Genomic DNA, 22,155 nt, shown 5'->3' with positions numbered 1-22,155 from the left:
TTCTTCCCGCCAAACTCGCAGCGTGCCACCCCAGCGCCGTGCTCCTTCTGCCCTTCGGAGCTCGCGCGACTGCGCAAGAAGGCGGCCGCTCAATGAGCGCCAACACCACCACGGCGGCTGGGCTTCCCACCCGCCCCCCACACGACGTTGTCATTCTCCACGAACGTGCGTCCTCTCCGGTTGACTGGTTCACCGAGAACTCCGACACCGGCGACGACATCACGCACGCCGACGTATGGACCGACCATCACCGCGTCACACATGAACGCGATCCAATCCACAACGGCATGACTCACTGCGGAACACGGATCCTCGGCAGTGACGCACCCAGCCACGCCCGCATATACCCAGTAGGTTGCCGCCGCTGCGTGGCCGCACACGCCCACTCCCCATAAGCCCCGGTGCGGGTGTCGTCGTCATAGCCCCCCAACCGGCACCCGCACCGGTTCCCGTCCCCTGAGTGACCCACTCGCGAAATCCGCTCCCTGATCCGGCCCGGTGCTGTAACCGCCCGCCCCTTGGAAGCACCGGGCCGTGCCTGGCCAATGCGCGAGGCACAGTGCCGGACCGCTGCCTTGGCCAGGCATCCAAACCTCACCAACTGTCCACAGTAAACACCTAGACGGAGGAGTAATCCTTGTCCATCGCCGAACAGGCGCAGCAGTTGCACGCCTTGGCCGACGACGTGCCCGTTGGTCAGGCCGAAGCGATCAGGGAACAGCTTGGATCCATGCAACAGCAGGTCGCCGGCATCCTCGGGGAGACCTCCAGCGCCCAAGAACTGCACGGCCAGATCAGCGCCGTCTCCAACGAGGTGCGCGCCGTCTCCGCCGGGCTCGAACACCTCCGGCAGCTGGTGATCGACAAGGCCGCATACCACCAGCAGGGATGAGCGACCACACCATCGGCGGACAGGCGGAAGCCCTCCGTCTGTCCGCCGACGCCGTGCCACTTACCTACGCCAACGCACTGTGCGACACCATCGAAGTCCTCCGGGACCACCTCGCCGCAATCCTCGGCACCAACGACGAAATCGTCAGCGAAGCGCACCGCATCGCAGAGACCGCAGCCGACATCGTGCGAGCCCTCGCAACCCTACGGGCCAAGATCGAAAACGCGGGCAACTATCACCACGGAAGCGCAGGAGCTCACAGACCCACGAACATTCCCAACCCCACGGCTCGCCCGCAAACTCTCGATAGACCATATGACCGCCTACCAAAACCGCTGATATCCAAGCCGCAACCACTGCCAGCCGAAGTCACCGACGACCCCGCAACATGGCCCGGCAGAATCGAGGACAGCGGAACCACCGACGAACAAAGATTCAGCGCCGACGAAGCCTCTGTCGCCAAACGGCTCGCCCAGACCGGGCGCAACATTGTGCGAAGGTTGCCGACCAGCGACCGCCGTACAGCTGACGCTACCGTGAACGGTCATGCAGTAGAGTTCAAGACACTACAACAAAAAGACGGCAAGATACCGACACGCAAAACCGTAAAGAAAATGCTTCGAAATTCACAGAAAAACGGAGGGCAAAGTTCCGACGTCATCATCGACGCAAGGCGCACAGGCCTAACGCAAGACGACGCAGTTAGTGGTTTAAAGGCTTTCGTGAATGCCCCTGGAAACGAGAGCAAGCTCACCCGGGTAAGGATCTGGGGAAAGAATTTTGACTTCAACTGGAGGCGAGGAAGCTGATGCCCAGCTATTTTGAAGTGTTCTTTGGTGGTAGCGATCAGGAATCCATAGTTGGCACTATCGAGCAAATTATCCGGCTTAGGCTCGACCCAACCGAGGAAGAATATGCAGACTTCATAGGCGTACGCGATTCCGGTACCGAACACTTCGTTTCCTTCGAGCTGCTGCTTAAGCACAGGCTTGACTACGAGGCTGACGAAGACACCGGGATCCCTTTCGAACAGATGCCCAGCAGTCTGACCGTCCGGGGGCCACGAGGCGACGAAGAACAACACGAGGCACTCGCACACGGTATCTTCACCCAGCTTAAGGAAAGCGGCTACAAGCCGATCTATTTCGTCTGGGACCTCGACCAAGTGATCGAACTCTGGGATCCCGACCAAAAAGGCGACTCCGAAGTCATGGAATTCTGGGAACCCGGCCAGAAAGGCGACCACGGCAAAGCGGAGGACTAACCCATATCGGGCTTGCCCCGTTTCGGTTCCTGTTGGCCGAGCGGGGCATCAGCCGAATTACCAGTCATCCGGAGAAAAAAATGGAGAGGCTGGCACTGGGCGAGTCGAAAGTTGGCGAACGGCGAGTGTTAGTCTACTTAAAGAAGTCCGCCGTGCCTCGCATCTAAATGCCGACATGCACGTGGCCTTACTCGCGCCGCCCTTGGCGAAGCATCCCGCGTACTTGCGTATGTGGGGTACCTCCCTTGTTGTCAGGGTAGTAGGAGCTGTGCCGTAGGGCGTGTCAGCCAAATTTTCTCCAGTAGATACTCATTCCGCGTAGGTGACCACCCGCAGCGGAAGAACCTGCGGGTGGTCACCTCGCACACGTGGGCCAAGCGGCTCCGCCGCTGCCAAGGCGGATAGCGGAATGCGAAACCGCGAAATGACATCGGCTTGATCGACCGACGACGAAACGTGAGGAAAGCACCATGACCAAACGACGTGACGTGTTCATCTACGTGTGTGAGCCCGGCAAGGTCGGCGAGGCCCAGGCCTGCCTCCAGGGCTTCCTGCGGTCCCTGGACGGGCACCCCGGCTACCTGGGCGGCTCGGTCCTGGAGGAAGTCGCGGGCGAACTGCTTCCCGGCACGCTCGTGCTGATCATCGAGTTCGAGTCCACCGAAGCGGCCCGCGCGCTGTGGCCGAAGATCGAGAACACCACCAACCCGCTGTACCCCGACGACAAGTCCGACAAGTCGCCGGATCAGGGCGCGGCGTTCTTCAACGGCACCGAACTACCGTTGAAGTTCTCGCGCGGCAACGGCTTGCTGGCGCGCATGCTGCACATCCACGCGGCCGAGGTCGACGAGTTCGTCCCTGCGGCCTGAGGCAGCCGTACATGCGTCCAACAACGAAGTACGCCGCCGACGTCGCAGTGATCGGCCTCGGCGCGATCGGATCCATGACCGCGTGGCGGCTCGCCGTGCGCGGCCATCGTGTCCACGGCTACGAACGGTTCGGCGTCGGGCACGACCGAGGCGCGTTCTCCGGGCAGACCCGGCGGTTCTCCGTGCAAAGCCAGCGCGAGCCGCGCCTCACAGCGCTCGCGCTGCAGGCGTTGGACCTCTGGCGCGGACTGGAGAGCGCGACCGGGCGCAGCCTCCTGCACCTCGTCGGAGGCCTGATCCTCGGACCCTGCGACGCGCCCGCGCTCGTCGCGGCGCACGCCTCGGCGAAAGCGGCCGGCCTCGCCCACGAAGTCCTGGACAGCTCCGAGCTGAAGGAACGATTCCCGCAGCACCTGATCCGGGCCACCGATGCCGGTGTCATCGACCCCGAAGCGGGTTTCCTGCGGCCGGAGTTGTCGGTGGTCACCGCGGCGCGGCGGGCGGAGGAGCTCGGTGCCGCCGTGTTCGACCACACCCGGGTGCTGGGTCTGGAGCCCGACGCCGACGGGGTCGTCGTGCGGACCGAGAGTGGTTCCCAGCGCTACGCCCACGTCGTCGTCGCACCTGGCGCGCGGGCCCGGGACGTCCTCCCGGCGATGCGCACGGCGGTGCTGCCGAGACGCCTGGTGCAGGCCTGGTACGTGCCGGACGACATCGACCGGTACCGCGAGAAGGTCTTCCCGGTCTTCGAACGCGTGGGGGACCTCAACGCCTACGGCTTCCCCACGCTCGACGGTGCCACGATCAAGATCGGGATCTACACCACGGGACACCCGATCGTCTACGACACCGACAACACTCCGCTGACCGTCGGCGGGGAGCTGCTCCGCCGCTTCCGGGAAACGGTGGAGGTCTACTTCCCCGGACTGCACGCGGACCCGGTGACCACCACGGTCGGCGTGGAGGGCTACACCACCGACGGCCACCCGCTGCTCGGACCGCTGCCCGAGGCATCGCGGGTCATCCTCGCCTGCGGGTTCTCCGGTGCCGGGTTCAAGTTCGCCCCGGCCATCGGCGACGTCGTCGCGGACCTGGTCATCGACGGGCGGACCACGCGCGACGTCGGCTTCCTCGCCCCGGACCGGCCGCTGGCGGACTGGCCGCCGGACGCCCTCACCCCGGCATGATCCGCCGTCGCGCTGCCGACCGGTACCATCGGTTCTGATATGTCACGAAACGTTTCATGGCAGCTGCTCGTGGGAGCGGTCGAAGGGGGCTCCGCCTCATGACGGTGCCACCGGGCAACGCTCCGCAGCGCGGCAGCGCGACCGAGAATGCGTACGAGCACATCAAGCACCTGATCCTGACCAGCGAACTCGCGCCGGGGGAGGAGCTGCGCGAAGTCGCGCTCACCGAATCCACCGGATTCGGCCGCTCACCGGTCCGCGAGGCCCTGCGCCGCCTGGTGCAGGAGGGCTTCGTCGAGGTGCGCCCCAGGCAGGGCTACCGGGTCTCCGTCATCACGCTGGCCAGCGTCCAGGACCTGTTCGAGATGCGGCTGGTGCTCGAACCGGTAGCGGTGGAGTTCGCCGCGCAGCGTGCACCGAAGGAAGAACTCGAAGCCCTGCACGCGCTGGCGCACAAGACCTACGTCCACGGCGACACCCGCAGCTACGAGCAGTTCCTCCAGGACAACCGCGAGTTCCACGTCCGCATCGCGAAGGCGACCGGCAACGAGCGGCTCGCCCGAGCCTTGCAAGGCCTCCTCGAAGAAATGCAGCGCCTGTTCTTCATCAGCCTCGGCAACCGGGACCGGGCGTCGGAGATGGTGCACGAACACCACGGCCTGCACGACGCGCTGCTCGCGCGAGACGCGGCCCGCGCCCGCGAGATCGTGGTCGAACAGATCGAGGCGAGCCGGGCACGCGTGCTCGAAGGCCTCATCGAGGGCACCAATCGCGGTGTCCGCCCCGCCACCGGCATCGTCCTGGCGGAGAAGACCTCGCAGCGTCGCAAGTAGTGACCACCCGTTGCCGGACCCGCACAGCCCTGGCCCAGCGAGGTTGGACTGCCGCGGCGAGGTGTGGTCGCCGGCGGGTGGCGGACGGTGCTCAGGGTGTCGATCAGAAGCAGCACAGTCGATCATCATGCGCACCTGCGTCGGCTCGGTGCGGGCGTTTGGGTCTGCTGAGCGGTTGCCAAGGTGTGGCGGGTGGCCGTGGAGGGGAAGTGCCTTACGGCTCATCTCGCCGGGAGCTGAACATTTCGCGCCGTTCTCGCACGTATTGCTCCACTGTTCGGGCGGGTTGGCCGGTGATCTGTTCGACGTCGGTGGTGGAGCGGTTGTAGCGGTCGTCGCGGTGCAGCTTGGCCATCGTGGCGATGTGTTGCTGCACGTGGGGGCTCAAGTCGGCGCTCGTCATCTGGTCGAACCACTCGTCGTAGGAGAGGTGCGCGGCGGTGATGGGCCGGCCCAGTGCGCGTGAATACTCGTGGGCGAGTTCGTCGATGTCCAGGGCCACGGGGCCGGTCAGCTCGTGCACCGAGCCGATGTGGCGTTGCGGTGCGAGCAGAACGGCGGTCACCACGTCGGCGACATCGCTGGCGGCGACGGGGGAGGTGCGGCCTGTTCCGAAGGGCAGCGCCAGCTCGTCGTGGTCACGGATCGATTGCGCGGCGAGCACGGAAAACAGCGGGTTCTCGAGCAGCACCGTGGGCCTGATGTGCATGGCCGGGACCGCGGACCAGTCGATGACGTGTTCGGCCAGCCAGTGCAGGCGTTGCTGGTGGGATTCCGCCGTGCTGGTCGCCGTCATCTGGGAGACGGTCATCTGCGACATGTTGACCAGTACTTCGATGCCGGGCGGTTCTCGGACTGCCGCGCAGACGACAGTGGTGGCTTCGAGGTAGTCGGGTGAGACGCTCATGTTGAAGAACATGCGGCTGATGCCCTCGGTTGCCGCGGCGACGTGCACGGGGTTGGTTAGGTCGCCGACGACGACATCGGCACCGAGGGCACGCAGCGCTTCGGCCCGGGCGTCGTCGTGGTGGACCATGCCCCGAACTGCCCGTCCGCGAGCGAGGAGCCGTTCCACGACGAGTCGGCTCATCCCGCCGACTCCGCCGCCGGCCCCGGTGATCAGGTAAGTGGGTTCGCTGGCCATCGAAAACCCTTGCGCATCATCGGTCCTTGGTGTTCCTGTCACGCCGCTTGCGGGTGCTTCGCCGCCGAGAACTCCCAGTTAGCGGCCGGCACCGGCGATCTCGGGCTTGTCGTTGGTCGCGGGAGTCCTTGCGGGAGCGGCACCCTGCGGCACTGGACGGCGAACGGCGCTGCCCAACCACTGCCCCGGAACTGCGTCGTCCCGTTTCCCACCAGCGGTTTCGCCAGTTTCCGCTCCCGAACTGCCAGCGCGCTAGGTTCGTTGGTCCCGCGTTTCCCGGGGTACTCCGAGACGAGCCTGATCGGTGATGGCCAGCTGGGCACCTCCGCAACACGGCTCTATCCGCATCGCCGCGCTCAACATTAGACTTTTCGGGTCAATTCGATGCTCGGAATGATCGAAAGGCCGGTGACCGGCGGGGAAAGTTCACAGTGGATGGTTAACGGGATGTGCATGGCGCAGTTGGACGGGAGGACGGCCGTGCCGACCGGCGGCGTCGGCCCGGCTGTTGCGGTCGTCGTGGCCGTCGTGGGCGGTCTGCTCGTGGCGGTGGTGACGGCGAGCGTCGCACGGACGCTGGTCATCGCGCGTGCGCGCCCCGGTGGTCTCACGCGTTTGGTCCGCAGGGCGGTGGATTCGTTCTTCGTGCTGCTCACCAGGTCTGCGTCCGACTACGCGACGCGGGACCGGATTCTCGCTGCGCAGCCGGTCACCTTCCTCGCCGCGATGCTGGCCACGTGGCTCGCGGGTTATTTCCTCGGCTACACGCTTCTGCTGTTCCCGTGGGAGCCAGGTCTGACCGAGTCCGCTCGGGAGGCCGGGTCTTCGCTGTTCACGCTGGGTTTCTCCACCACCGCCACGGCAGCTCCGAGCGTCATCGATTTCCTGGCGGCCGGAACGGGACTTCTGGTCGTGGCCCTCCAGATCGCCTACCTGCCAGCCTTGTATTCAGCATTCAACCGCCGCGAAACCGAGGTGACCTTGCTGGGGGCGCGGGCGGGATCTCCGCCGTGGGGACCGGAGCTGCTAGCCCGCACCAGGTACGGCATCCAGCTCGGCGAAGATGACCTCACCGAGTTGTACCGGATCTGGGAGAGGTGGGCGGCCGACATCGGCGAGAGCCACAGCAACTATCCGGTCCTGGTCTGGTTCCGCTCCCCGCAGCCGCGCCATTCGTGGCTGGTCGGACTGCTGGCCGTGCTGGACTCGGCGGCGCTGCTGCTCGCGCTGTGCCCGAGCCGGGACCGGATCGAGCCGCGGCTGTGCCTGCGGATGGGCTTCACCGCTCTGCGGCAGATCGCGTTTGCCGTGGGCATTCCGGTCGACGAGGACCCGGATCCGGACTCCGGAATTCAGCTGTCGTACGGCGAATACCGCGCCGCGGTCGACCGGCTGACCGAGGTCGGGTTCCCCGTGGAGCGCACCCCGGCGGAAGCGTGGCCGCACTTCCGGGGCTGGCGGGTCAATTACGAGCCCACCGCGTACGCGCTCGCGGCCGCGACCGACGCCGTGCCCGCCCTGTGGTCCGGACCGCGACGCTGGCCCAGCCACCCGATCCCGCCAGTGCGCCCGGCGGACCGCCGCCCCGGGCCCGGCGGTGAGAACCCGTCCTGAGCTCGATGGGATTCAACGCGCCCTCGACATGACAGGAGCCGGCGGTGGGAGCATCGCCGGCTGTCCAGCGGCGTCGCGGGTCTCAGGCCACGGGGCCGTGAGTCTTTTGGGTTGCCATACCAAGAGTTCATTTGGATCCTTATTTGGGTGTATGGGTGATCTTGCGGGTCAGGGGCAGCGGCGGTCGGTTTTCGATTCCTACGCGCGGTTGTCGCGACTGCAGGAGACGGGCGAGCTGGAGAAGATCGAGACGCAGCACGCCGACAATCGCAAGGTGATCGAGCATCTCGGCGGGGTGCTGGGTGAGTCGTAGCACGCCGGAGCCTTAAGCGTTGAGGCACGGCTGCTTCGCAGGCAAGACCATCGGCGAACGACTTCAGATCATTCGTGAACGCACAGGGAAGTCCCGGACGGTCGTCGCTGGCCTGGTTGGCAGGTCATCTGACTGGCTCAAGCAGGTCGAGAAGGGGAAGATCCAGACGCCCAGGCTTCCTACCCTGGTGAAGCTGGCAGAAGCTCTTGGCGTCCATGATCTGGCCGAAATTACCGGTTCAACCGCCATGCCAATCGACCTGAGCCGCCGCGCCGGCCATCCGGCAGTCGAAGCGCTGCGCGAAGCCATCGAAGAGATGCCCCTTGCGGTCAACGACCGGCAGCAGCCGAACGTTGATGCATTGAAACACGCATCTGCTAACGCTTGGCACCTCTGGCACAACAGCCCGACACCGCGTAGCTCAGTCGGCGCATTGCTACCCGCCATCATCCGAGATGCCAGACGCGCCGCCCGGATCTTGGACGTGGAACCGCGGCGAAGTGCCTACGCGACGCTCACCAGTGCTTACGGCCTGGCTCACCAGGTGCTTGCATGGGTGTCCGACACGCCATTGTTGTGGCTGGTTGCTGACAGGGCCATGAACGCAGCTGAACATGCTGGAGACCCCGAGTCGCTGGCCTTGGGCGCGTGGGTGCTTGGTAATGTCTGGCGCGCATCCGAACGAGAGGAAGACGCTTACCAGCTTGTGACCGAAGCCGGGACGTTGCTGGAGCCCTACCTCAACAACGGTGACGACACCACACGCGCTCTTTGGGGCGCGCTTCACCTTCACGGCGCGATTACGGCGGCGCGCCTCGGCCGAGAAGGAGATGCACTGTTCGCGCTTGACCAAGCAGACAAGATGCCTAGAAAGATGCCATCCGGCTACGTCCATTCGTCCACTGTGTTCGGTGCTGCCAATGCCGACACGACAGGTGTCAACGTCTATACGGATCTTCGAAAGTCGGCACACACTCTCGATGCCGACATCGACGCGTTGCCCTCCGTGCACCGCAGATCTCGGCTCTGGCTCGACATGGCCCGCAGTTACCACCAGCGCAAAGACCGCGTAGCCACGCTTCAGATTCTCCAACGCGCGACCGACACTTGCGAAGAATCGATGCGGCACCATCCGATGGCCCGAGGAATCGCGGGCGAGCTTGTCAGCAACGGTGGGCGCAACGTTCAACGGGATGCGCGAGTTCTCGCTAAACGCCTTGGGTTGACCGCCTAGCCTCATTGGTCCGTTCAGGTAGGGGCACTAGCAGTCGCCGCGCAGGGAAGTGGACGGGAAGAAGTCCAACACGCTCAAGGAATGCTTCGCGTGCAGGTGGGGTCCCACGCCGCATGCGGCTCACGCCGCATTCCGCAAGGACCCCTCAGCCGCCGGGAGTCGGTTGGAGCCGGCGGCGGGTCGGAGCGCGCCCGGCGGGCTGGCGGGGCAGTGGGTTCTCCGGCGGCCGTGGTACAGGCATGGTGATCGGCTGGCCCTGGGTGAGCAGGATCGGGCGGCCGTGGTGCGAGGTCCGAACCGGCTCGCCGTGGCTCAGCGCGTAGGTCGCCTCGTCGCGGTGGATGGTGACGCAGATCCGGCTGCCGGCAAAGCACAACCGGAACGAGATGCGGCTGAGTTCGGGCGGCAGCCGGGGCGCGAAGCTCAGCTCGCCGCCGTGGTCCCGCATTCCGCCGAACCCGGCGACCGCAGCGATCCACGCACCTGCCAGCGCGGCGATGTGCAGGCCCTGGCGCACGTTCTGGTAGATGTCGTGCAGATCCGCCAGCGCTGCCTCGGCGAAGTAGTCGTAGGCCAGTTCGAGGTGGCCCACCTCGGCGGTGAGCACCGCCTGCACGGATGAGGACAGCGACGAGTCGCGCACGGTCAGCGCCTCGTAGTACGCCACATTCCTGGCCTTCTCCTCCGGGGTGAACGCATCCCCGCGCAGCCACATCGCCAACACCAGGTCCGCTTGCTTGACCACTTGCTTGCGGTAGAGGTCGAAGTACGGGTAGTGCAGCAGCAGCGGGTAACCCTCCGGGGGCGTGTTCGCGAAGTCCCAGTGGGCGTGCTTGGTGAACCCCTCGGACTGCGGGTGCACGTCGAGCGCTTCGTCGTAGGGCACCACCACCCGGTCGGCCGCGTCCCGCCAGCGGGCCGTCTCCTCCTCGTCCACGCCCAGCGCGCTCGCCAGTTCCGGGTGCAGTTCGCAGTGGGAAGCCGCCTCGTGCAGGTTCCGCTGCGCCATCAGGTTGGTGTAGACGTTGTTGTCGACGACGGCGGTGTACTCGTCGGGACCGGTGACCCCGTCGATGCGGAACCGGCCGTGCGCGTCGTGGTGTCCCAGCGACGTCCACAGCCGTGCCGTCTCCACCAGCAGTTCCAGCCCGGCGGATGCCTCGAAGTCCCCGTCCCCGGTGGCCGCGAGGTAGCGGGCGGTGGCGTCGGCGACGTCCGCGTTGATGTGGAACGCCGCTGTACCGGCCGGCCAGTAGCCGGAGCACTCGTCGCCGTCGATCGAGCGCCACGGGAACGCGGCGCCACTCTGGCCGAGCTGAGCAGCCCGGGTCCGCGCCTTGTCCAATGTGGAGTGACGCCATTGCAGCGCGTTGCGGGCGGCGTCCGGGAGGGTGTAGGTCAGCAGCGGTAACACGAACGATTCGGTGTCCCAGAACGCGTGCCCGTCGTAGCCGGGGCCGGTGAGCCCCTTCGCCGGGATCGCCCTGGTCTCCCCGCGGGCACCGGCCTGTAGCACGTGGAACAGCGCGAACCGGACCGCCTGCTGCAGCTCCGCGTCGCCGTCGACCTCCACGTCGGCGGCTTCCCAGAAGTCGTCCAGATAGGCGCGCTGCTCGTCGAGCAGGCCCTGCCAGCCGCTTTGCCTGGCACCGGCCAGCGCGGCCTCCACCTGGGCTCGCAGGGCCTGCGGGGACCGCTGGCTGGACCAGCCGTACGCGACGTACTTGGTCAGCGCCAGCTTCCGCCCTTGGGGCACCTCGGCAGCCAGGGTCAGCCGGGCCAGGTCACCCTCTGTCCAGTTCTCCGTCGACACCTCTGCGGGCGCGTCCACCTCGTGGTCCATCGCCGCGGCCATGCGCAGGCCGGACCGGCGGGTGTGGTGGCCCAGCACGGCGCGGCTGCCCTCGCCCACGGCGAAGTCCGAGACCAGGGCGCCCTTCAGGACGGCGGCGACTCGCGGATCGTCGACGTCCCCGTCGATCGGTTCGTTGGCCAGCAGCTCGGACTGCACCACGAGTTGTGCCTGCCCGTCCAACGGTTCGACCTCGTAGTGGATCGCGGCGATGGCGCGCTGGGTGAACGAGACCAGTCGCTCCGAGGTGATGCGCACGCGCCGACCGGTGGGCGACACCCACTCGGTGTTGCGGCGCAGCGTGCCGGAGCGGAAGTCGAGCACCCGCTCGTGGTGCGGGGCCGAGCCGTAGCGCATGTCCACCGGTTCGTCCTCGACCAGCAACCGGATGATCTTGCCGTCCGTCACGTTGACCACGGTCTGCCCGTCTTCCGGGTAGCCGTACCCGGCTTCGGCGTACGGCAGTGGTCGCCGCTCGTAGAAGCCGTTGAGGTAGGTGCCGGGTAGGCCGCGCGGCTCGCCCTCCTCGAACGAGCCGCGGAATCCGATGTGGCCGTTGGACAGCGCGAAGGTGGATTCGGTGCGGCGCAGGGCGTCCAGGTCCAGCCACCGCCATCGCAGCTCCCACGGGGCCACCTCGTAACCCGGTAGTCGAGGAGTCGTCACGTCGTCCACCACCTCGTGCTTCAGCGGTCCACGGCCAGGAGGTCGGCCAGGTCCGGCACCACGACGTCGGCGCCGTGCGCCCGCAACTCGTCCGCGTGGTGGGTGCGGTCCACGCCGACCACCCACCCGAACCCGCCGGCCTGGCCGGCTTGCACGCCCGCCAGCGCATCCTCGAACACCGCCGCTTCGGCCGGTGCGACGCCGAGCGCCCGGGCCCCGGCCATGAACGCGTCCGGCTCAGGCTTGCCGCGCAGCTTCTGCTCGGCGATCACTAGGCCGTCGATCCGCGCCTGCACGAACCGGCTCAGGCCCGCCGCCTCCAGCACCGACGCGCCGTTCTCCGAGGAGGTGACCACGCCGATGGCGAGTCCGGCGTTCCGCACCGCCTCCAGATAGCGCACCGACCCCGGATACGGAGTCACCCCGTGTTCTCGGATGATCGCTTGCAGCGTCTCGTTCTTCCGGTTGCCCAGACCGTGGATCGTTTCCGAGGCCGGTGGGGCGTCGCGAGGCCCTTCGGGCAGGGAAATGCCGCGAGAAGCGAGGAACTGGCGCACGCCGTCCGCTCGCGGGCGCCCGTCCACGTGCTCCAGATAGTCACGTTCGGTGAACGGCGAGAAGCGCTCGCCCTCCCGATCTCGCAGGAACGCGTCGAACGTCTGCTTCCAGGCCGCCATGTGCTGCGCGGCGGTGCTGGTGAGCACGCCGTCGAGGTCGAAGAGGCAGGCCGTGATCCTCTCCGGCGCCACGCAGATCTGCTGCGCGGCGTGGTCCCGCCAAGGCCGGTCCATGCTCGAAGGTTTTTCCGAACGCGCCGGACTCCAAACGTCGACCGTCCGTGCCCGGCGCTCCGCGCGGCTGTGGTCCCGCCGGGCACGAGTCCGAATTCGACGGCGATCATCACCCGAGCACCGGGGCTCGGCGTCCGAATTCTGGCCGTTGATCAGCCAATCCATCCACTTCGGACCTTTGGTCGGCGCTGCCCGGCCATCGGATCCGATACCGGCGCGGCGGCCGGGTCCAGGCGCTGGCCGAGAAGGGCTGGATCTGAGCGACACCGCACCCTTGGCAGCGCTCCCCAACACGCGGGTCGGCATCTGTCGCGGAGAGTAGGAGGAAACGGGGTATCAACTGCGGCGGTTCGGGTCGTCCGCTTCGGCACCGAGGCCGCCCGTGCACATCTCCGCTGGTGGCAGCCAATGGCGTTCGGGGTCGAACGGTCGGAGGCCGGCGATGACGTGGCCGATCAGCAGGGGCAGCGCGGGGTGCCGGTTGTCCCGCCGCCACAGCATGGACAGCGGGTAGACCGGTGTCGGATCGACGATGGGGACTTGGACGATGCCCGGGTGCCAGGGGATTCGCAACCGCTCGCCGCCGAAGGTGAAGCGGTCGCGCGATGCGGCGATGTCGTCGAGCATGTGGTCCAGGCCGAAGTTCGGGCCGGAGGCGTCGATGGTGAGCCTGAATTCGCGGGCGAGACAGTCGTAGAAATCCGCCCATTCGCTGCCCGGTTCGTTGCTCGGCATCCAGGCGATCGAGTCCCGCAGCTGGGTGAGCCGGACCTGGCGTCGGTCGGCGAGGGGGTGCTTGCGGCCGACGAGGATGTGTAAGGGGCCGAAGTAGGCGGGGATGTGCTCGATGCTCGGATCGAGCGTTCCCACCACCCGCGCGAAGGCGACGTCGATCGAGCCGTTGGCGAGCGAGGCCCGCCCGCTCCGCAGCCCCTGGGACGTGACGACATCGATCTCCACGTCGGCGTGGGCCTCGTGGAACGTCCTGATCAACTCCGTCGACGGGAGGCGGGTACCGAGCACGTCCACCCGCAGCGGGCGGTTGCGAGCCCGAATCGACTCCACGGCCTGGTCGGCCAGCGCCAGCAAACCCTGGGCGTGGGGGAGAAATGCCGCACCGTCCTCGGTCAACCTGGTCCCGCTGTGGGTGCGGTGGAACAACGCCGTGCCCAGATCGGCTTCCAGCTTCGCTATCCGCCTGGAGATCGCCTGTTGCGTCACGCCCAGCCGGTCCGCGGCCTCGCCGAAGTAATTGGTGTCCGCGACGGCGATGAAGGCCCGGACCGCGCCCAGGTCGAGTTCCATCCTGCCCTTTCCACAACTACCGGCCGTCGGCGGTGCGCCCCTTTCCGGGCGGCACCTGCCATACCGCCTCCAGCGCTAACGTCCGGGCTACAGTACTCACGCGACGAGTTCAGGATCGCTAACGCCACCGGCCGTTGTCATACGGTCAGCGTGGCGGCGTTGGCCAATCGGCTAGGCCTCGGTGGATTCGAGATCACGGCGGTGACCATCCCGCCCAACCCCGCAGGCCAGTAGGAGGGCGTAGCGCCAGCTCACGCGCTCGATGTTGACGAGGTAATCCGATCCCGCCAAGGGGTGCGGCGGGCCGATTTGGCCCGCTCAGCGGGAAGCAATCCCTGTCTTGTGCTCTCGTGGTGTGCAAGATCTTGATCGCCAACAGAATCGCTCCATTCGATTCGGAATTCACCCGCCGCGAGCAGCCAGGCACCCGAGCAAAGACCCACCAGCAACGACCCGGTCAGAAGAGGACACGCGTTCCTCGGAGGCTCTTGAGCTCCCCGAAGAGGGCCGGACCGGGCTCGACTGGGTATTGGTCCACCGCCAACTTGGTCCGTCGGTCGCCGTGCCAGACGATGACGCGCAGGGGAGTGCTGCCCCGGTTTGTGCGCAGTGTCGCCCGGAGCTCGTGCATGTAGTCCCGGTCGACGTGGCGGGCATCCACTTCCAGGGTCAGCGGGTTCACGCCGGCGTCGGTTTCCGCTGCGGAGATGTCCACTGGCACCGCATCGGAGGCGAACACGCTGATCGTGCCTTCGCGTTCGTTGATGCGGCCTTTGACTGCGAGCGCGGTGTCTTCCATCAGGCAGTCGGCGAACATCTCGTAGGACTTCGGGAAGAACAGCACCTCTACGCTGGCGTCGAGGTCTTCGAGTGTGACGATGGCCCAGGGGTGGCCGTTTTTGTTGATGCGGCGTTGGATTCCGGAGATCATGCCGGCGATCTTGAGTTGTTCCTTGCCGTTGCCGAACTCTCGTTCGCCGCCGACGAGGTCGGCGATCCCGGTGTCCTGGTAGGGGGCGAGCAGTCGTTCCGCGCCGTCGAGGGGGTGGGCCGAGACGTAGAGGCCCAGCATTTCCCGCTCGTAGGACAGCAGCTGTTTGCGTGGCCATTCCTCGTGGGTGAAGTGCAGGTGTGCCAGGGGTGAGGCGTCGGCGCTGTCTTCGGAGGTGTCCGCGCCGAAGAGGTCGAACTGTCCCATCGCCTGCTGCCGCTTCAGGCCGATCACGGCATCGACGGCGGCTTCGTGGTGCTGGACCAGGGACATGCGGGTGTGGCCCAGGGAGTCGAAGGCACCGGCCTTGATCAGTGATTCGATGACCCGCTTGTTGCAGGCCAGGATCTCGGATTTGTCGAGGAAGTCGGTGAAGGAGGTGTAGCGGCCCTTTTCCTTGCGGGTCGTGACGATCGAGGCGACGACGTTGGAGCCGACGTTGCGGATCGCGCTCATGCCGAAGCGGATGTCGGAGCCGACGGCGGCGAAGGTGTCGCGGGAGTCGTTGACGTCCGGGGAGAGGACCTTGACACCCATCCGGCGGCATTCGGCGAGGTAGACCGCCATCTTGTCCTTGTTGTCGCCGTTGGAAGTCAGCAGCCCGGCCATGTACTCGGCCGGGTAGTTGGCCTTCAGATACGCCGTCCAATACGCCACCAGGGCATAACCCGCCGCGTGCGACTTGTTGTAGGCGTAGCCGGCGAACGGGAGAATGGTCGCCCAGAGTGTGCTGATCGCCTCGTCGGAGAAGCCTTGGGCGAGCATGCCGTCCCGGAAGCCCTCGAATTCCTGGTCCAGCACGGACTTCTTCTTCTTGCCCATCGCGCGGCGCAGGATGTCCGCTCGGCCGAGGCTGTAACCGGCGACCTTCTGCGCGATCGCCATGATCTGCTCTTGGTAGACGATCAAACCGTAGGTCTCGGCGAGGATTTCGCGAAGAGCATCACCAAGTTCGGGGTGGATGGGTTCAATCGGTTTGCGGCCGTTTTTCCGATCCGCGTAGTCGTTGTGGGCGTTGACTTCCATCGGCCCCGGCCGGTACAGCGCGTTGGCCGCCACCAGGTCGCCAACGTCCTCGAGATCGGGATGGATCGGCTCGATCGCCTTGCGACCGTTCTTGCGGTCGGCGTAGTCGAGGTGCGCGTTGACATCCATCGGCCCCGGCCGGTACAGCGCGTTGGCCGCCACCAGGTCGCCAAACTCGGTGGGCTGCAGGCGTTTGAGCAGCTCCCGCATGCCGCCACCTTCGAACTGGAACACGCCCAGGCTCTCTCCTCGGGCGAGCATCTCGTAGGTGGTCTTGTCGTCCAGCCCCAGGTTGGACAGGTCGATGTCGCGGTCGTGGTTCTCCTTCACCATCGTCAACGCATCACCGAGAATGGTGAGGTTGGACAGCCCCAGGAAGTCCATCTTCAGCAGGCCGATGGCCTCACAGGACGGGTAGTCCCAGCCGGTGATGATCGACCCGTCATCCCGCGCCCACAACGGCACCGTGCCCAGCAACGGCTGCGAGGACAAAATCACCGCACACGCATGCACACCGGCATTGCGGATCAGCCCCTCCAGACCACGCGCGGTATCGAAGATCTGCGACACCGCCGGATCCGTCTCGATCAGACTGCGAACCTCGGCGGCCTCGGCATAACGCTCATGCTGCGGATCCACGATCCCCGACAACGGGATGTCCTTGGCCGCGATCGGCGGCGGCAACGCCTTGGAAATCTTGTCCGCGATAGCGAACCCCGGCTGACCGTGATGCACCCGCGCGGAATCCTTGATCGCCGCCTTCGTCTTGATCTTGCCGAAAGTAATGACCTGCGCGACCTTGTCCCGGCCATACTTATTGATCGCATACTGCAAGACCTCGTCACGACGGCGGTCGTCGAAGTCGAGGTCGATATCCGGCGGCGAGTCACGCTCCGGGTTCAAAAACCGCTCGAAGATCAGCCCATGCTCCAGCGGGTCCAGGTTCGTGATGTGCAGGATGTAGGCCAGCAGCGAACCCGCCGCCGAACCACGACCCGGCCCCACGTGAATACCCTGCGACTTCGCCCACCGGGTCAGGTCACCCACCACCAGGAAGTACGCGCAATACCCCTTGGTGTCCAGCACGTCCAACTCGACCTTGATCCGCTCCAGGCACTCCTCGGACGCCCCGTCCGGATAACGCGTCGGCAGATACTGCCGGACCTCGGCCTCCAGCAACTCACGCTCGCTGCGGCCACTGCCATCGGTCACCCGCGGCATCCGGTCCTGAAACGACCACACATCCTCGTAGGACTCCACCATCTCCGCGACCAGCAGCGTGCTGTCCGCCGCGCCCGGCACCTCCTGATCCCAGTACTCCCGCATCTCCCCCGCGGACTTCAGGTAATAACCATCACCATCGAACTTGAACCGGCTCTCATCACTGAGCGTCTTACCCGACTGCACACACAACAACGCCCCATGCGACTCGGCCTGATCAACAGTGACGTAATGACTGTCGTTGGTCGCCAACGGCTTCAGCCCCAACTCCCGGGAGATCTTCAGCAGCCCCTGCCGCACCGACCGCTCGATCGGCAGACCATGATCCATCAACTCCAGGAAGAAGTTCTCCGCCCCGAAAATGTCCCGGTAATCCGCCGCCGCCTGCAACGCCTCATCGAACTGCCGCAACCGCAACCGGGTCTGCACCTCACCCGACGGACACCCGGTCGTAGCGATGATCCCCTCGGAGAACTCGCTGATCAACTCACGATCCATCCGCGGCTTGCGGTAATAACCCTCGAAACTCGCCCGGCTGGACAACGTGAACAGATTCCGCAGACCGGTCGCGTTACGCGCCAGCATCGTCATGTGCGTGTACGCACCCGCACCCGAGACGTCACCACCCTCACCGAACTCATCGGTCCCACGCTGCTTCGCCTCACCCCAGAACACCGGCTTCTTGTGAAACCGGCTGGTCGGCGCCAGATACGCCTCGATCCCGATGATCGGCTTGATACCGGCCCGGCACGCCTGCTGGTAGAACTCATCCGCCCCGAACATGTTGCCGTGATCGGTCATACCCACCGCGGGCATCCCCAACCGTTCGGCTTCGGCGAACAACGCCCCCACCTTCGCCGCACCGTCGAGCATCGAGTACTCAGTGTGCACATGCAGGTGAACGAAGGGCATGTTGCCGTGATCGGTCATACCCACCGCGGGCATCCCCAACCGTTCGGCTTCGGCGAACAACGCCCCCACCTTCGCCGCACCGTCGAGCATCGAGTACTCAGTGTGCACATGCAGGTGAACGAAGGGCTCCATGAACTCTCCCAGCGGGCTGTACGACGGGCGAGCACATTCGATCCGAGTACGGCCACGAGTGTCCAACAAGCGACACGCCGTAACCGACAATCAGTAGTTGTAAGCCCGGCTCAGGTGCGGTCCGACCGCGAATGACCGATCATCTTTCGTTGCTGATGATCAGCGCTCGGGCAAGTCGGTGGCGGGAATGCGCTAGAACTGCACCTGATTGGAGTTCGATTGTGCGATAGGCGGCAGCGCTTGTCTTGAAAGGCATTTCCCATTTGGTAATACGGTTATGAACTAGTTGCGTAATGAGCCGTATTCCAAGGTCAATCGTTGGGTGAGTGGTGCCTCGTTTTCCGTCTCATAGCGTGGGTTCATAGCGCCCAGGCATGATCGAGCTTCGGCCCGACAGCCGGTCCAGGTCGAGAAGCCGGCATCCCGCTCGTGGCCGCGCAGAGTTGCCCGCCGCCGTGGTGCCAGTGCAGGCGGCGGGCAATGCGCCCATCATGGCGGGTCAGCTCTTCGCGCCCGCCTTGAGGATGTGGTCGGAAATGGCGTTGACGATGACGGACTTGTGCTCGTTGAGGTAGAAGTGCCCGCCGGGGAAGATCTGGAGGACGAACTCGCCGGTCGTGTGCCCGGCCCACGCCTGGGCTTCCGAGGGGGTCACCTTCGGGTCCGCATCCCCGATGAACGCGATCACCGGGCAGGTCACGTCGGAGCCCGGTTCGTACCGGTAGGTCTCCACGGCCCGGTAGTCGTTGCGGAGGGAGGGCAGGATCATGCGTGTAATCTCGTCGTCGATCAGCTGCGATTCGGTGCCGCCGAGGCCCATGACTTCGCGGAGCAGCTCCTGGTCGCTGCTGCGGTGCATCGCTTCCTCGCGGTGGCAGGAGGGCGCGCGCCTGCCCGAGGCGAACAGCCCTGCCGTAACCACTCCGATCCGCTCCAACCGCCGCGCCACCTCGAACGCGAGGGTCGCGCCCATGCTGTGCCCGAAGAAGGTCAGCGGCCGATCAGTCCAGTCCAGCAGCACCGTCGTGACGGTGTCGGCCAACACGGTCAGGTCGTCGACCAACGGGTCCTGGCGGCGGTCCTGCCGACCGGGGTACTGGATGGCGAGCACTTCGACGGAAGGCGGCATCGCCGCCGAGACCGGGTGGAAGTAGCTCGCCGATCCACCCGCGTGCGGGAAGCACACCAGTCGGTTCCCGGCTGTCGGCTTCGGGTGGAACCGCCGGATCCACGGGCTGTCCTCTCGGTTGGTCATGATCTCCCTCGTCACGGAACGGTCATCAAGAGCCGGAACGCCGCGAACCCCCGACGGTGGAGTGGCGACGCCGAGGGCCGCCCCGGCTCTGGAACCACCACCCGACGGCATCACGCGCGCACGTCCGGAGTGAGATGTTGCCAGCTATCGGCCGAACAGTGAACACCACCCTGCCGACATCGATCGCCCGCCCCACGCAGATCAACAGAGATTGGTCAGGGTGTGCCGAAGCTTCTGTATGCCCCGCGTTGTCAAGCGCGCGATCTCCAAATACCAGGCACGAGGACCGAATATCGACCGAACCAGCTACAAAGAGACACCCTGAACATCGACATCCTCACGCCCAAAGACCCTTGACGAACACTACGACCGCCAAACTTCACGGCCTGGCGCCTAGTCCGTGTGGTGGGTGTCGTACATGGTGCGGACGCGGGTGAGCCGGTCACGCCACCATGCGGCTTGGTCGGGGTCGGTGAGTTCGTAGGTGTTGAGCAGGCTCAGGTCTGGCGCGGGTGGTGTGCGCGGCACGGGCAGGTAGCCGTCCACTGCCCGTAGGGACTCGGAGCCGGACACGAGATCGCTGTTGAGCAGCGAGAGCGTGCCGAGGCCACAGGCGAGGTCCAGTTCGGGCAGCGCACCGGCGAGGGCGACCTGTGCGGCCAGCCCGACGCTGGTTTCCAGCGCGGACGACACCACGCACGGCAGTCCGGCGGCCTCGGCGACCTCCAGTGAACGCCGGACACCGCCAAGCGGTGTGCACTTGATGACGGCGACATCGGCCGCGCCCGCGACGGCGACGCGCAAGGGATCCTCGGCGCGGCGGATGGATTCGTCGGCGGCAATACGCACGTCGACCTGGCGACGGACAGCGGCCAGCGACTCAGGATGGTCAGCGACCTTAACTTTGGCGGTACGGCATCCGGAGTTGGCGGCAATCGCGTGGGCGCGCTCGGGGCCGACGGCGGGCACGGTGCAGTTGATCGGGATGCGGTCCCGTACGGGTTCGGGCCAGCCGAGGGTGCATTGTTCGATCGTGGTCGCCAGCCACGAGGCGGACACGGTGTCGTCGTAGTCGGCGAACGGGCAGAACTCGCCCCAACCGGCGGGTCCTTCGATCAGCATCCCTTCCCGCACGGTGATGCCCCGGAAGCGGGCGCGCATGGGGATCGCGTAGATGCGGGCGCCATCGAAGTCGATCTCGTTGGTCATCAAGTGGCGATGTCCTCGTCTCGGCGGGTGCTGGTGCGGGTGAGATCGGTGATGCGGTCGTCCAGCTCGCGCACGTCCGGTGAGCTGCTGCGCAGCGGCCGGACCTGCCGTTGCAGGGTGCGGAGCCGGTCGAGTGCACGAGTGGAGCTGACTTGACCCGCCGTGCGCACGGCATCCCGGCCCAGCGAGGCAGCCCGCTCTAGATCACGACTGACCAGGTGGGCGGTGGCGAGGTCGGTCTGGACGAAACACCGGCTGCGCACCCGCCACGGCTCGTAGCCGTCCAACGCCTGCTTGATCAGCCGGGTGCCCTGGTCGGGTTCGCCCGCATCGCGCAGGCATCGGCCGAGATCCGAGATCGGCGGCGAGTCCGGCCTCGGTGTAGAAGCCCAGCCACGTGGGTTCCTCGTCCGGGCGTGCCCGTTCGTAGTGCCGCTCGGCTTCGAGTACGGCCGTGCGGGTGGCGTTGGCGTCGCCGGACAGAGCGTGCCCGCGCGCCTCGACCGCGTGCAGCAGCGAGGACAGCACCGGAGTGGGCTTACCGTTGGCCACGTTCTGACCAGCGCGAGCTAGGGCGATGGCTTGGCGGGCGTGGCCGAGCCGGTGGTGTTCCGTGACAGCTCCGTGTCCAAGTTGGACGGTCAGACGACTCATGTGGGACAACACATTGGCCGCATACAGTCGATCGCCCGCACTCATAGCGAGGTTGAGCGTCTGGATGTAGTAGCGCTGGGCCAGCGAGTGCCGCCCGACATCGGCGGCCATCGACGCGGCCAGCCATGAGGCTTGAGCGACCGCGCCCAGCAGGGCCTTACCGGTCTTCTCCGAGTAGGTGCCGTGCATGACTGTGCTGGCTTCGCGGTGCAGCATCTGCACGACTTGTTCACGGACGCGGCCGGACCCGTAGCGATGATCCAGTCGGCGGAGATGGGCGATGTGCTCGGTGATGATCTCGACATCAGCCATGCCGATGCGCTTGCCCGCCACTCGCGCGGTGCTCTCAGCCGGGGCCACCGTGAGCGCGTACAACGCTGGTTCGGAAAAGACCGCCGCTGTGAAAGCGGAGCCCAGCAGGAACTTTCGCCGGTTCATATCCCGTCCCGACAGCTCGACGACCGTACGGACCGTGCCGTCCAGTGTCCCTGAACAGTTCAGCCCGTCGTGTAAATCGTCTATAGCGGGAGTGCGATCGGCAAACCGAACTGAAGTTCTGACCATCACAGCCATTCATCACGTGCGTCCGCACGCCCGCGAGAAGCCGCCAGCCGTGAGTGCGATCCGCAGGTCAGGGCGGGGGACAAGGACCGCCGCACCAGACTCCGAGTGATTAGTCACAATCAGCCTCATTTCACGTCTGCTGCGAGGGTGCGCAGCCGCAAAGCGGCGGCTGGAGAGCCAGACGGGGCGCTGTGGGCCAAGCTGATGCCTCGGGATCGTCTGGTGCT

General features: G+C 66.0%; 18 protein-coding genes. 9 read left to right on the top strand and 9 right to left on the bottom strand.

Annotated elements, in window-relative coordinates; genetic code table 11:
- The first annotated feature begins 637 nt into the window (after nucleotides 1-637).
- The 6 genes from SSPN_RS0117125 to SSPN_RS0117105 all read left to right on the top strand — a co-directional run bounded on the left by SSPN_RS0117125 (nucleotide 638) and on the right by SSPN_RS0117105 (nucleotide 5,045).
- On the top strand, nucleotides 638-892 hold the full coding sequence (locus SSPN_RS0117125) for a hypothetical protein (RefSeq protein ID WP_010696423.1): 255 nt from the start codon (nucleotides 638-640) through the stop codon (nucleotides 890-892).
- Entirely contained in the window at nucleotides 889-1,701 is an 813-nt protein-coding gene (locus tag SSPN_RS54885; protein WP_143539566.1) for a CdiA C-terminal domain-containing protein, read from the top strand. The genes SSPN_RS0117125 and SSPN_RS54885 overlap by 4 nt, the downstream gene beginning before the upstream one ends.
- Nucleotides 1,701-2,156, top strand: coding sequence for a hypothetical protein (locus tag SSPN_RS0117120; RefSeq protein ID WP_010696421.1), 456 nt, complete (start codon nucleotides 1,701-1,703; stop codon nucleotides 2,154-2,156). The genes SSPN_RS54885 and SSPN_RS0117120 overlap by 1 nt, the downstream gene beginning before the upstream one ends.
- Before the next feature lie 470 nt (nucleotides 2,157-2,626).
- Nucleotides 2,627-3,025 carry a putative antibiotic biosynthesis monooxygenase gene (locus SSPN_RS0117115; protein ID WP_010696419.1) on the top strand — a complete coding sequence of 133 codons (399 nt, stop codon included), beginning with the start codon at nucleotides 2,627-2,629 and terminating at the stop codon, nucleotides 3,023-3,025.
- An 11-nt stretch (nucleotides 3,026-3,036) separates the two neighbouring features.
- The gene (gene solA / locus SSPN_RS0117110; RefSeq protein ID WP_029535428.1) at nucleotides 3,037-4,212 is read left to right on the top strand and encodes an N-methyl-L-tryptophan oxidase; all 1,176 of its coding nucleotides are present in this window, start codon (nucleotides 3,037-3,039) and stop codon (nucleotides 4,210-4,212) included.
- Between the two features lie 98 nt (nucleotides 4,213-4,310).
- The gene (locus tag SSPN_RS0117105; protein ID WP_010696415.1) at nucleotides 4,311-5,045 is read left to right on the top strand and encodes a GntR family transcriptional regulator; all 735 of its coding nucleotides are present in this window, start codon (nucleotides 4,311-4,313) and stop codon (nucleotides 5,043-5,045) included.
- A 214-nt stretch (nucleotides 5,046-5,259) separates the two neighbouring features.
- Here SSPN_RS0117105 and SSPN_RS0117100 read toward each other — a convergent pair whose 3' ends face one another.
- Entirely contained in the window at nucleotides 5,260-6,189 is a 930-nt protein-coding gene (locus tag SSPN_RS0117100; RefSeq protein ID WP_010696413.1) for an NAD(P)H-binding protein, read from the bottom strand.
- 453 nt (nucleotides 6,190-6,642) lie between these two features.
- Here SSPN_RS0117100 and SSPN_RS0117095 point away from each other — a divergent pair, with 453 nt between their 5' ends.
- The 3 genes from SSPN_RS0117095 to SSPN_RS0117085 all read left to right on the top strand — a co-directional run bounded on the left by SSPN_RS0117095 (nucleotide 6,643) and on the right by SSPN_RS0117085 (nucleotide 9,350).
- Nucleotides 6,643-7,803 (top strand): hypothetical protein, encoded by a 1,161-nt coding sequence (locus SSPN_RS0117095; RefSeq protein WP_010696411.1) that lies wholly within the window; start codon nucleotides 6,643-6,645, stop codon nucleotides 7,801-7,803.
- 151 nt (nucleotides 7,804-7,954) lie between these two features.
- Nucleotides 7,955-8,116, top strand: a complete 162-nt coding sequence (locus SSPN_RS56770; RefSeq protein ID WP_010696409.1) for a hypothetical protein — start codon at nucleotides 7,955-7,957, stop codon at nucleotides 8,114-8,116.
- 19 nt (nucleotides 8,117-8,135) lie between these two features.
- Entirely contained in the window at nucleotides 8,136-9,350 is a 1,215-nt protein-coding gene (locus SSPN_RS0117085; RefSeq protein ID WP_010696407.1) for a helix-turn-helix domain-containing protein, read from the top strand.
- Nucleotides 9,351-9,495: 145 nt separating this feature from the next.
- Here SSPN_RS0117085 and SSPN_RS0117080 read toward each other — a convergent pair whose 3' ends face one another.
- From SSPN_RS0117080 to SSPN_RS44250, 8 genes are all read right to left on the bottom strand, one after another.
- Nucleotides 9,496-11,868, bottom strand: a complete 2,373-nt coding sequence (locus tag SSPN_RS0117080) for a glycoside hydrolase family 65 protein (protein ID WP_044574236.1) — start codon at nucleotides 11,866-11,868, stop codon at nucleotides 9,496-9,498.
- A gap of 20 nt (nucleotides 11,869-11,888) precedes the next feature.
- Nucleotides 11,889-12,659 (bottom strand): HAD family hydrolase, encoded by a 771-nt coding sequence (locus SSPN_RS0117075; protein WP_010696405.1) that lies wholly within the window; start codon nucleotides 12,657-12,659, stop codon nucleotides 11,889-11,891.
- A gap of 336 nt (nucleotides 12,660-12,995) precedes the next feature.
- Nucleotides 12,996-13,964, bottom strand: a complete 969-nt coding sequence (locus SSPN_RS0117070; protein WP_010696404.1) for a LysR family transcriptional regulator — start codon at nucleotides 13,962-13,964, stop codon at nucleotides 12,996-12,998.
- Nucleotides 13,965-14,421: 457 nt separating this feature from the next.
- Nucleotides 14,422-18,204, bottom strand: a complete 3,783-nt coding sequence (locus SSPN_RS57725; protein WP_420187966.1) for a DNA polymerase III subunit alpha — start codon at nucleotides 18,202-18,204, stop codon at nucleotides 14,422-14,424.
- Between the two features lie 541 nt (nucleotides 18,205-18,745).
- Nucleotides 18,746-19,501, bottom strand: coding sequence for a thioesterase II family protein (locus SSPN_RS0117060; RefSeq protein ID WP_010696402.1), 756 nt, complete (start codon nucleotides 19,499-19,501; stop codon nucleotides 18,746-18,748).
- Nucleotides 19,502-19,894: 393 nt separating this feature from the next.
- Entirely contained in the window at nucleotides 19,895-20,710 is an 816-nt protein-coding gene (locus tag SSPN_RS0117055) for an enolase C-terminal domain-like protein (RefSeq protein ID WP_010696401.1), read from the bottom strand.
- Nucleotides 20,710-20,880 carry a hypothetical protein gene (locus SSPN_RS56765; RefSeq protein WP_010696400.1) on the bottom strand — a complete coding sequence of 57 codons (171 nt, stop codon included), beginning with the start codon at nucleotides 20,878-20,880 and terminating at the stop codon, nucleotides 20,710-20,712. The genes SSPN_RS0117055 and SSPN_RS56765 overlap by 1 nt, the downstream gene beginning before the upstream one ends.
- 34 nt (nucleotides 20,881-20,914) lie before the next feature.
- Nucleotides 20,915-21,802 carry an NsdA family TPR-like regulatory protein gene (locus tag SSPN_RS44250; RefSeq protein ID WP_010696399.1) on the bottom strand — a complete coding sequence of 296 codons (888 nt, stop codon included), beginning with the start codon at nucleotides 21,800-21,802 and terminating at the stop codon, nucleotides 20,915-20,917.
- Nucleotides 21,803-22,155 lie beyond the last annotated feature (353 nt).

Origin of the sequence: Saccharopolyspora spinosa NRRL 18395 (assembly GCF_000194155.1) — a bacterium.
Classification (GTDB): domain Bacteria; phylum Actinomycetota; class Actinomycetes; order Mycobacteriales; family Pseudonocardiaceae; genus Saccharopolyspora; species Saccharopolyspora spinosa.
The sequence above is the reverse complement of the archived record's forward strand: the minus strand, read 5'-3'. Positions and strand labels throughout refer to the sequence as shown.

Coding starts and splice junctions, on each gene's coding strand:
- SSPN_RS54885 (WP_143539566.1), top strand. CDS start 889: ATGAGCGACCACACCATCGGCGGACAGGCGGAAGCCCTCCGTCTGTCC.
- SSPN_RS0117095 (WP_010696411.1), top strand. CDS start 6,643: ATGGCGCAGTTGGACGGGAGGACGGCCGTGCCGACCGGCGGCGTCGGC.
- SSPN_RS0117100 (WP_010696413.1), bottom strand. CDS start 6,189: ATGGCCAGCGAACCCACTTACCTGATCACCGGGGCCGGCGGCGGAGTC.
- SSPN_RS44250 (WP_010696399.1), bottom strand. CDS start 21,802: ATGAACCGGCGAAAGTTCCTGCTGGGCTCCGCTTTCACAGCGGCGGTC.
- SSPN_RS0117070 (WP_010696404.1), bottom strand. CDS start 13,964: ATGGAACTCGACCTGGGCGCGGTCCGGGCCTTCATCGCCGTCGCGGAC.
- SSPN_RS0117115 (WP_010696419.1), top strand. CDS start 2,627: ATGACCAAACGACGTGACGTGTTCATCTACGTGTGTGAGCCCGGCAAG.
- SSPN_RS57725 (WP_420187966.1), bottom strand. CDS start 18,204: ATGCTCGACGGTGCGGCGAAGGTGGGGGCGTTGTTCGCCGAAGCCGAA.
- SSPN_RS0117055 (WP_010696401.1), bottom strand. CDS start 20,710: ATGACCAACGAGATCGACTTCGATGGCGCCCGCATCTACGCGATCCCC.
- SSPN_RS0117075 (WP_010696405.1), bottom strand. CDS start 12,659: ATGGACCGGCCTTGGCGGGACCACGCCGCGCAGCAGATCTGCGTGGCG.
- SSPN_RS0117120 (WP_010696421.1), top strand. CDS start 1,701: ATGCCCAGCTATTTTGAAGTGTTCTTTGGTGGTAGCGATCAGGAATCC.
- SSPN_RS56770 (WP_010696409.1), top strand. CDS start 7,955: ATGGGTGATCTTGCGGGTCAGGGGCAGCGGCGGTCGGTTTTCGATTCC.
- solA (WP_029535428.1), top strand. CDS start 3,037: ATGCGTCCAACAACGAAGTACGCCGCCGACGTCGCAGTGATCGGCCTC.
- SSPN_RS0117060 (WP_010696402.1), bottom strand. CDS start 19,501: ATGACCAACCGAGAGGACAGCCCGTGGATCCGGCGGTTCCACCCGAAG.
- SSPN_RS0117105 (WP_010696415.1), top strand. CDS start 4,311: ATGACGGTGCCACCGGGCAACGCTCCGCAGCGCGGCAGCGCGACCGAG.